At 64.7% G+C, this 567-nt stretch carries 1 protein-coding gene; it reads left to right on the top strand.

Annotated elements, in window-relative coordinates:
- A partial coding sequence (locus EN893_RS37090) for a pyridoxal-phosphate dependent enzyme (RefSeq protein WP_128362312.1) occupies positions 1–567 on the top strand: 567 nt, incomplete at both ends.

Consider the following 567-nt stretch of genomic DNA (forward strand, 5'->3'; position numbering starts at 1 on the left):
GGTATGAAGGGCGCCATCGCCAAGGCCGACGAACTGGCAGCGACGATCCCCAACGCGATCATCCCGCAGCAGTTCGAGAACCCGGCCAATCCAGAAATCCATCGCACGACGACGGCCGAGGAAATCTGGAACGATACGCATGGCGAGGTCGACATCTTCGTCGCCGGCATCGGCACCGGCGGCACCATCACCGGCGTCGGCCAGGTGCTGAAGAAGCGCAAGCCCTCCGTGCATGTCGTCGCCGTCGAGCCGGACTCCTCGCCTGTTCTGTCGGGCGGCCAGCCCGGCCCGCACAAAATCCAGGGCATCGGCGCCGGCTTTGCGCCCAAAATCCTCGACACGACGATCTATGACGAGATCGTCAAAGTGTCGAACGAGGATTCCGTGGCCAATGCCCGCCTCGTCGCCCGCCTCGAAGGCGTGCCGGTCGGCATCTCTTCGGGCGCCGCCCTGCAGGCGGCCATCGTCGTCGGCTCGCGGCCGGAGAACAAGGGCAAAAATCTTGTGGTGGTCATCCCGTCCTTCGCCGAGCGTTACCTGTCGACAATCCTGTTCGAGGGGCTGGGA

Origin of the sequence: Mesorhizobium sp. M7A.F.Ca.CA.004.04.2.1, from assembly GCF_004022825.1 — a bacterium.
In the GTDB taxonomy this organism is placed as follows: domain Bacteria; phylum Pseudomonadota; class Alphaproteobacteria; order Rhizobiales; family Rhizobiaceae; genus Mesorhizobium.